Annotated in this window: 8 protein-coding genes; 1 reads left to right on the top strand and 7 read right to left on the bottom strand. The window is 59.3% G+C overall.

Annotated features, from left to right (window positions below; genetic code table 11):
* The first annotated feature begins 81 nt into the window (after nt 1-81).
* Complete coding sequence (locus tag AC4DF4_RS18760; RefSeq protein ID WP_490049623.1) at nt 82-669, top strand: hypothetical protein; 588 nt, start codon at nt 82-84, stop codon at nt 667-669.
* A 78-nt stretch (nt 670-747) separates the two neighbouring features.
* Here the strand turns inward: AC4DF4_RS18760 and AC4DF4_RS18755 are convergent, their stop codons facing one another.
* From AC4DF4_RS18755 to AC4DF4_RS18725, 7 genes are all read right to left on the bottom strand, one after another.
* Nucleotides 748-2,736 (bottom strand): DNA phosphorothioation-associated putative methyltransferase, encoded by a 1,989-nt coding sequence (locus AC4DF4_RS18755; protein ID WP_490049622.1) that lies wholly within the window; start codon nt 2,734-2,736, stop codon nt 748-750.
* Nucleotides 2,737-2,816: 80 nt separating this feature from the next.
* A complete protein-coding gene (locus AC4DF4_RS18750) occupies nt 2,817-3,455 on the bottom strand; it encodes a hypothetical protein (RefSeq protein WP_490049621.1) in 639 nt (212 codons plus the stop codon).
* Between the two features lie 69 nt (nt 3,456-3,524).
* Nucleotides 3,525-4,196: a hypothetical protein gene (locus AC4DF4_RS18745; protein ID WP_490049620.1), complete on the bottom strand. Its 672-nt coding sequence runs from the start codon at nt 4,194-4,196 to the stop codon at nt 3,525-3,527.
* Nucleotides 4,197-4,344: 148 nt separating this feature from the next.
* On the bottom strand, nt 4,345-5,142 hold the full coding sequence (locus AC4DF4_RS18740; RefSeq protein WP_490049619.1) for a DUF3293 domain-containing protein: 798 nt from the start codon (nt 5,140-5,142) through the stop codon (nt 4,345-4,347).
* On the bottom strand, nt 5,139-5,375 hold the full coding sequence (locus tag AC4DF4_RS18735; RefSeq protein ID WP_490049618.1) for a hypothetical protein: 237 nt from the start codon (nt 5,373-5,375) through the stop codon (nt 5,139-5,141). Before AC4DF4_RS18735 ends, AC4DF4_RS18740 begins: the two co-directional genes overlap by 4 nt.
* Nucleotides 5,376-6,182: 807 nt before the next feature.
* The gene (locus tag AC4DF4_RS18730) at nt 6,183-6,761 is read right to left on the bottom strand and encodes a hypothetical protein (protein ID WP_490049617.1); all 579 of its coding nucleotides are present in this window, start codon (nt 6,759-6,761) and stop codon (nt 6,183-6,185) included.
* 120 nt (nt 6,762-6,881) lie between these two features.
* Nucleotides 6,882-7,947: transposase family protein (locus AC4DF4_RS18725; protein WP_490049616.1), on the bottom strand; the 1,066-nt coding region annotated here is incomplete at its 5' end.

Raw genomic sequence — 7,947 nt, 5'->3', positions numbered from 1 at the left:
CGCCGCCCGCCGGGAAGGCATGAGCAGCCTCTTCCAGAAAGTCCAAGTTGCCGGACTCGATGACGCAAGTTACACGGGTGAATGAAAGGCGCGAATTACAGAGTCGTGCTCGACGCTTGTGTGCTGGCCAACCATGGCATCTGTGACCTGTTCCTACGCCTCGCCGAACGCCCGCGTCTTTATTCGCCGATCTGGTCCAATGAGATCCTGGACGAAACAACCCGGACTCACGTCACCAAGTTGAACTGGCCGCAAGATCTAGCGGATCACTGGCGAAACGAGGTTCAAAAACACTTTGCAGAAGCTCTGATAGAGGATGCATCCTGCCTGGAACCTGTGCTGATCAACGACGTCAAGGATCGCCACGTGCTGGCGACGGCGATTCGTTCCGGCGCATCGACCATCGTGACGTTCAACCTTCGTGACTTCAGTGCGACGGCTCTCGCCCCGTGGGAGATTCATGCGGTGCATCCGGCTGACTACTTGATCACCTTGTACACCATCGCGCCGGACGTGGTGGTGGCGAAACTCGGCGATATGGCTCGCGATAGAAAACTGGAACCGAGACTCTATCTGGAAAAGCTCGGGCGAAGTGTCCCGGCGTTCGCCACGCATGTTGCAGAGTCGCTCGGATGGTCGCTTGATTGCGACAACGGCAAGGGGGCGTGAAACTGGCAACAGGTTGATAGGTGGCGGGGAGAAGTTCATTGACTGGCGGGAGTCACGGCACGGCGAGGCCGCCAAGCCCTACCGTTCCTGATTCCACTCCTCCCACTTTTCCTTCGACGGCCCGTAGCCGATGGTTTCCTCGCGAAGGCCGAGTTTGCGGAGCTTGGCGCTGAAGCGCTCCATGTTCGGGCGGTCCGGGTGATCCTTGGCGAGGAAGCGTTCTTTGAAAAACAGAAGCTGGTGTTCGGCTCCGTTGGTATGATCAATGACGGTGACGAAGAGACGCTTGAGATCGATCTTGATGCGGGTGAGCAACTCGGGGAGCGGGGTGGTGTCGAAATCCCGGTAGTAGTGGAACGTGAGCTTGCGGGAGTGCAGGTGGATCTTGATGAGGTCGGCCTCGCGGGGATCACCGTAAAGGCGCGCCGCGCACTCGACATAGACGCGAAGGATGACCGGCAGTTCGTCGAGCAGACTGCGGTGGACGGTGAAGTGGCCTTCCTTCGGATCGAGGAAACCGAAGTCGAGTTGTGCTGCGGCAATTTCCAACTCGTCCGAGTCGCCGGCGGCGAACATGAGTTCGCGGGCTTTTTCCTCGGCGTTGGCGTAGCTGCCGAAGAACGCGCGCAGATCGCGCTGGAGGCGGAGGGAAAGCTGGTTGAATGGGATCTTCCGGCGGAGCTGGGCGGCGGCGATGAAGACGAGCAAATCATCTTTCCGGCGTTGGCGAGCGGCGGTGAAGGTCGGCTCGCCGAAGCGGTCGATGAAGATCTGGAGGGCGCGTGGCAGCGAGCCGCAGGCCTGGCGGACATCGGCGAGCCGGTCGAAATCTTCGTCACGCGGGATGCGGCCCAGAACGAGCACGGATTCCCAAAAGTCATCGAGCAGTTCGCGGTGCGTGTCGTAGGGATCGCGTTTCGCCCGGAGTGCTTTGAGGATGCCGAGGCGGCGCGAGAGCGATTCCCAGTCGATGAAGCGGCGTGCGCGAGAGGCGAGAAAGTCGTGGAGTTCCGCCGTGTCGCGGAAGACCAAATAGATGCCGAGGCCGACCGGCACAGCTTCGGTGTGCAAGGTGTCTTCGAGCAGGGCCTGGATTTCGGCAGGTTCGAAGAATTTCTGGAATGTATCGCGTCGCGTGAGCACGCCATCGCCGAATGTAAGGACATCATCGTAGGCTTCCTGACCGGCGATGAGTGTGGAGACAAGCAACGCCCGCTGTGCGTATTTCCATGCATCGACTAAGGCATCCACCCGTTCCGCCGGATCCTCGATGACGTTGAGGACGAAGCCGAGATTCACAACGTCGGCGGCCTGTTTTGCAACCTCCGGCGCGTGGACCGGATCCCAGCCGTTGGAGGGGTGGCCAAGTTTTTCAATCGCGAGAACATCGCCACCATGACCGCAGCCGTAGTCGAAGAAAGATTCACCGCGTCGGAGTTGGCCGAGTTCCAGCAGGGTTTTCACCGGTTTGGATATTTCACGGCGAACGAGCGCGGTCTTGTGACGGTGGATTTTCTTCTTCGGCGCGGCCTCGGATGCGAGTGTCCCCTGCCCTGTCTCAACGAGACGATGGCCTTTGAACCCAAAACCCTTTCCGGCGAGTGCACGTTCCCAGTTCAGACGGAAACCAATCCGTGAAGTGTCCTCCAACAAGCCGGCATCCTCCTCCTGTCGCGTGAGCTTGGCGAACTTCCCGTGCAGCGGGTGTTCCGGCGGCAGGAAGGTTTCCTTGCGGTGGAGAATCGGAGGATTGGCGCGGGTCCGGTAGTCGTCGCGGCGGGTTTTTCCGGTGACAAGATCGACGATGATCGCCTCCTTCAAGGCGGGATGTGGGTCCTTTTCAAAATCCGGGTAGCCAAGGAAGGAGATCTTCGGCGCAGCGGTATGGAACTTCAACAGGTTGTATTCCGGCCCGATTTCCAGCCGCTTGCGAAGCTCTGACACGGTGATGCGGAGCAGAGATGGAATGCGCGAATCCTCGCCGGGATCGATGAGATACACTGCTCCCGGAAGGCGCTTGCCAAAGGGCAGCGCGTCGAGGGCCAGGCGGTATTCGGCGGCGGTCACGAGGAAGCCTTAGCAAGCCCGGGGCGATCCGTCACGGGGTCAAGCGGATGGGCATTGAGGGTCTTGAACTACGTTGTGGATCAAGCGATCACGATTCGCGCGCCGGTTTGAAGGGCGTTGAGGCGGTGCTGGAGGCTGGCGATGGCGGCCAGGCTGTCGGCCTCGACGTAGGTCAGGTTCGAGCCGGGTCGATCGCCCTCGATGAATGACAGGGAGCCAAGGTCGAAGTCACCGGGGTTTTCTCCGTCATCAAGAGGAAGGTCCAACAGGTAGCTGTAAGCTCGAGCCATCGGGCTGTCATGCATTTCGAAGTCCCAATCCATCCAGTGACTTCGCTCGTAGCCGTCGATGGGGTCATCCAGCATGGTGACCAGTTTATCGATCACAGGCGAGGTCCGGCCCTCTGATGGCACATCGTAGCCCCTCCAGTTAATGAGGTAGTCGCGGAGCGAGCGGCGATCGTCGGGAGAGAATCCCTTGTCTTCGACGAACTCGCGAAGGGTCGGGTAGTCCGGTTCCTCGTTGGGATCGCCCAGATGGAGCGTGTATTTGCCAAAACATTCCTCGGCATGGAGGTCGAACGAGAAACGCTCCGGAGCGAGGATGAGCGACTGGCTGTTGCCGAGGCAGACGTCGCGGATGCGGCGGGCGATTGCGGCGGGGATGAGGCAGGAGCCGCCGGCGGCGCCGGACAGCATGAGGAAGTTGCGACGGTTCATGATGGTTGGGGTAGGGATTGAATGCTGGCGGTCAGGAGATGGAGGGTGTCTGGCTGGGCGTTCCCCGGATTATTTCCCTTCATCTTCCTCGTCGTGGCAGAGTTCCTGTTTTTCCTCCACCCACCGGTCGAACAGCGCTTCGTAATGGTCCTCAAGGTCCGGGTAGAACGTGGAACTGACCGTGGTGAAGTTGCGCAGTGAATCGGCGTCACCCACGCACTCAAAGTTCATCTCGTTGTAGCAGAGTGCCAGGCCGCCCCCATTCCCGCCGTCAACGCCGTCGATGAGCGCGACCATCTCGTCATGGGTGAGTGGTTCGGCTGATGTCGGGGGCTCGAACTCGAAGTGGGTGTCGTATTCATCCTCGATCCGGTAGTGGATGAGTTCGCTGCCTGGCTCGCGGTGGGCGCGGATGCTGATCACGTCAAAAGTGGTCGACTGCAGTGAGATGCGGGCGATTTCCACCTCGGCAGGCAGCAGCTCGGGCAGGTATTCACCGCCCATGAACGATGGATGCAGCCGTTCAAGAAACTGACGCAGCTCGGGGACGGTTTCGTCGGAGAGCAGGTCCGGGTCGAGATCCTCGATTCGGCCGGCATTCCAGTAGTCGGTGATTATCTGGCGTCGATTGGCTCCCTTGACGTTTCGGAGGATGGCCGCCAGCGGATCATTGTCCTCCCAGTAGGAGCTGGGACGGAAGGATACGGCGGCGGGTGTGACTTGGTCAGATTTCTTGCTCATGGTGTTGTGGGGTCGTGGTTCAGTCGGTTGTTACAGTCATTTTTACCACCGGGGGTGGGACAAATGGAGGGGTAGGTTTGAAAAAATCGGGTGTTGGAAAAATACGGATTTTCGTGGGCCTCTTGATGAGCTGGCGCTTCGCTGGAGGTCATTTGGATCGCTTCGCTTGTTGGGCGGCGATCGGGACGGATCCGACTCGGATGAGGTTGAAGGATTCGAGAATAAGGGTATCATCGCTCCAGTCACGGACACGCTGGTAGATTCCATTGTGCGAGATGCCGATGCCGTCCTGGTTGAGGAAGCCGTGGAGGGTGTGGACGACTTCGAGGATCTTTTGGGGTTCCCGGGTGGCGATGTGAATCAGAAGCGTATCCTCGAAGCGCGACTGGGAACAGCCATCGGCACGCTGGATGGTGAAGCCGGGAAACAAGGCTCCGACTCGTGTGCAAACGCCGGCGTATTCCAGCGGATCGAGTCGGTTGCGACCGGCCGGGGAGCCGACAAAGAGGGTGAAATGGCGAACCTCCCTCGGATCGCGGATGCGCGTGGCAGGATTCTCCAGCGGGTGGCGCTCAAGGGTCTTGCAATCCACAAGGTCGATGCGCCCTGCGGTGAAGTGATACACGGCTTCCTGCTGGTATCGCCGGCCGATCTCAAACGCAGTGGCCTCATCGGATGGAAATCCCCAGCCCGGCTCCGCATGTGTTTCATCGGGAGAAAGCCCGATGATGCGGAACGGAGTGATCTTCAGCCTCGCTAGGTCAGCGCGGAGCCGTACATCCGCCGCAAGATTGTCCCCCGGGTCCGCAGGCCTGCCTTTGGGGTTGTAGGCGGTGATCACCCAAAAGTCGTCGGGCTTTCCGGCGGGAATGTATTCAAAGACGGTTTGGTGATAGGCGGGATTAAGCTCGGTTTTCAGATGATTGTTGATGGGGAAGGCTTTCATGCGGCTTGGGTGTGAAGGGTTTGGAAACAGCGGCCGGCGAGAATGTTGTCGCGGCGGAGGCGGGCGGTCTCCAGATCGCGTGTCCGGAGGTTCACGCGCACGCGTTCGGCGGTGCCATTGGGCAGATGGAAGGTCCCATGGAACCACCAGTTTCCGTGGTTGTTCCAGAGATGGTGGTTGGCTCCCGCGGTCTTCTGACGGCGGGAAATGACGGGCGCTGCGATTTGATTCATGGGGATGTCGTGGTTTGGATTCACGACATCGCGATGCCCGGAAAAACAGAACGCCCGTCCTGATGACATCAGCACGGGCGTCGGAAAATTCCGGTGAGACTCTTGTTGGGCAGGTCTGTCTGGTCCTGCTCCCACATGCCGGCTCTTTCGATCCGGTAGCACCTTGGCGTCTCTGCTAGGTTGCCGGCCCCCTCTTACGGCGGACTCTCGCGATGTCGGGAAGAGATTGGCAGGACCGGGCGAAGAGACAAGGTATTTCGATGGATTGGGTTGTCATAAATCCAACTTTCCAATCCTGCCGACAAACGGGACGCTCACCCCTCGGGCGGCGGCGCGTCATAGGGTAGCTTGAAGTGGAGGAACACGTCCCCGCGTCCGGTTGGAGATGTCCATCTCGCTCATCCCGGCGTGTTCCATCATCACCCCCGAGCGGAAACCGTGACTTTTCTAAAATGCAAAAAACGACCTTGATCCGACTCACCGATCTGGCAGATGTGTGACGGATGGAAGAGAACCTGACCAGACATGCCGACTCCCTAATTCCGGGCAACGGCATGATTTTGTCGGGATTCAAATCCACTCGAAATCCGCGACAGAATCCCCGGATTCCTCACGGATTTCACACACAATGGCCGTTAAAGGCGATGCACTCAGCGTCGCCCGGCTAACCAACCAACGAACAAACACCAATGCAATCATACATTAGCACGTCCTCGGCAAGCTTCCTTGCCGATCCGCCATTCGTTTTCAGCGAGTTACGAAAACGAAAAGCCCATCGGAAAACTAGCAGGAAAAAGTGCATTGCCCTCAAACTGCCTTTATTCGAAACAATCGGCCCATCCCCGTCCTGCGCCAAACGCAATCCGGTTGCAGTAACGATTCCACTCCCCGGTGCCGCCGATCTCGCCTCTCATGGCCTGCGCCGTGATTGCGGGCGCGGGACACCCCGGCGAGCTTGGCGATCTCCTCGCGGGTTTCGATGGGATTGGAGGCCTCCGCAGAATTCTGCTTAGGGCTATGCTGATTGGTTCCCTTGACCATGTTCGCCTTCGCCCGCTCCTTGATCGCCTCCTCCAGCCGCAGGGCCAGGCGGGTGCGCTCGTATGGACTGAGGTTCCGCCGGCCGAATTGACTGCCGTGATTCCCGCCTTGTCCCTTGCGGTCGATGCCTAGCTTGTCCAAGGCTTTGCCAAGTTGAACGTCGCGTTCAACGGTTGCCTTTGAAACTCCGGTGGCTTTTGCTATCGCAGCGGATGTGCTTTGTGGCTCAGAGTCCAAAACCTCATCATGAGGTTTTGGATTTTCTCCATCTTTTGCAGCACGTCGCTGTCCGTGATCCCCACCCTGCCCCTTGCTCATACTCTCCGCAAATGCCGAGCGGAGCATGCTTGCAGTCTCAGGCGTCACGTTCCTGCGACCTCGCGCGCGCGGGCGAGCCGCCACGTCAACAAAAAACCGCCAGCCTGTCGGCGCTGGTTCAAAACTGGATTTTTCGCCGGAGTAAAACTAGACAGATTTCAACGTGAAATGGCCGAGAATCGGGGGCCAGGTTAACTTTGGTGAATGATCGAGAACCCAGAGCTTGCGAAACGGGTGGAAAAGCACGGTGACCACCTTGCGGGAAGTGGGTGCGATCTCATAACTCTGGCCGTCGAATTCGATGTAGGGGCCGGTGTGAACCTTGCGTGTTGCTCGCAGGGAGAAGTGAAGATCTAGCAGGGTTGACGCAGGTGCGGGACTCAGGCGAGCCGTGCGTTTGAGCAACTGCTCGTCCCAAACTTCGGACGGGATCCTGCCGGTGGTGCGCTGGATTTTACTGCTTTGGCGTAGGATTTCCATCTGAAGGATTGAATCGGCTGATTTCCAGTCGCTGACTTCGGCGTGGGCCATCAGGGTGACGAGGCGGTTTTGGAAGGTTTGAAAGGCGCGCTCGATTTTGCCTTTGGCTTGGGGCGTTGGAGCCACGAGGTGCGCGACGTGCAGCGCCCGCAAGGCACGCTGGAACTCGCTGCGCGGATCGGCGTGATGATTGCTGGAACTTGGTCCGAAGAGGCTCAGGGCGTCGGTATAGATCGCCTCCGGCAGGCCGTGACGCTCGAAAGCCTCGCGGAAGTGCATGAAGTGGTTCCAGGTGGTGTCACGCTCGACGAAGCGGCCCGCGACAAACACGCCCGAGCAATCATCGACGGTGAGCAGCAAGGTTTGTTTTTGCGGAGCCGGCCACCACTGGTGGATCGAACTGTCATGCTGCCAAAGTTCGCCGACGTGGGCACGGCGGAAGCGCCGGTAGGTGCGCTTCTTGGGCGTGGGCGTGGGAACCAGGTGCGAGAGGTTGGTTTTGACGTAGGTTTGGACAGTGGCGCGGGCCCGCTTGAAGTTGCACAGCCGGTCCATCTCGTCGGCGACGAGTTGATAGTTAGGTGGACTTTGCACGGGCAGGAAGCCCTTGAGAAAATCGACGACTTCGGGCGGCCAGTCATCACGCCGGTCGCCTCCGCTGGCCTTGGGCTGATAGTCGGGCTTGTCCTTGAGGTAGTCAGTGCGTAGCTGGTAGAGCCTTGCGCGGCTTACG

This window comes from Luteolibacter sp. (assembly GCF_058122085.1).
The sequence above is the reverse complement of the archived record's forward strand: the minus strand, read 5'-3'. Positions and strand labels throughout refer to the sequence as shown.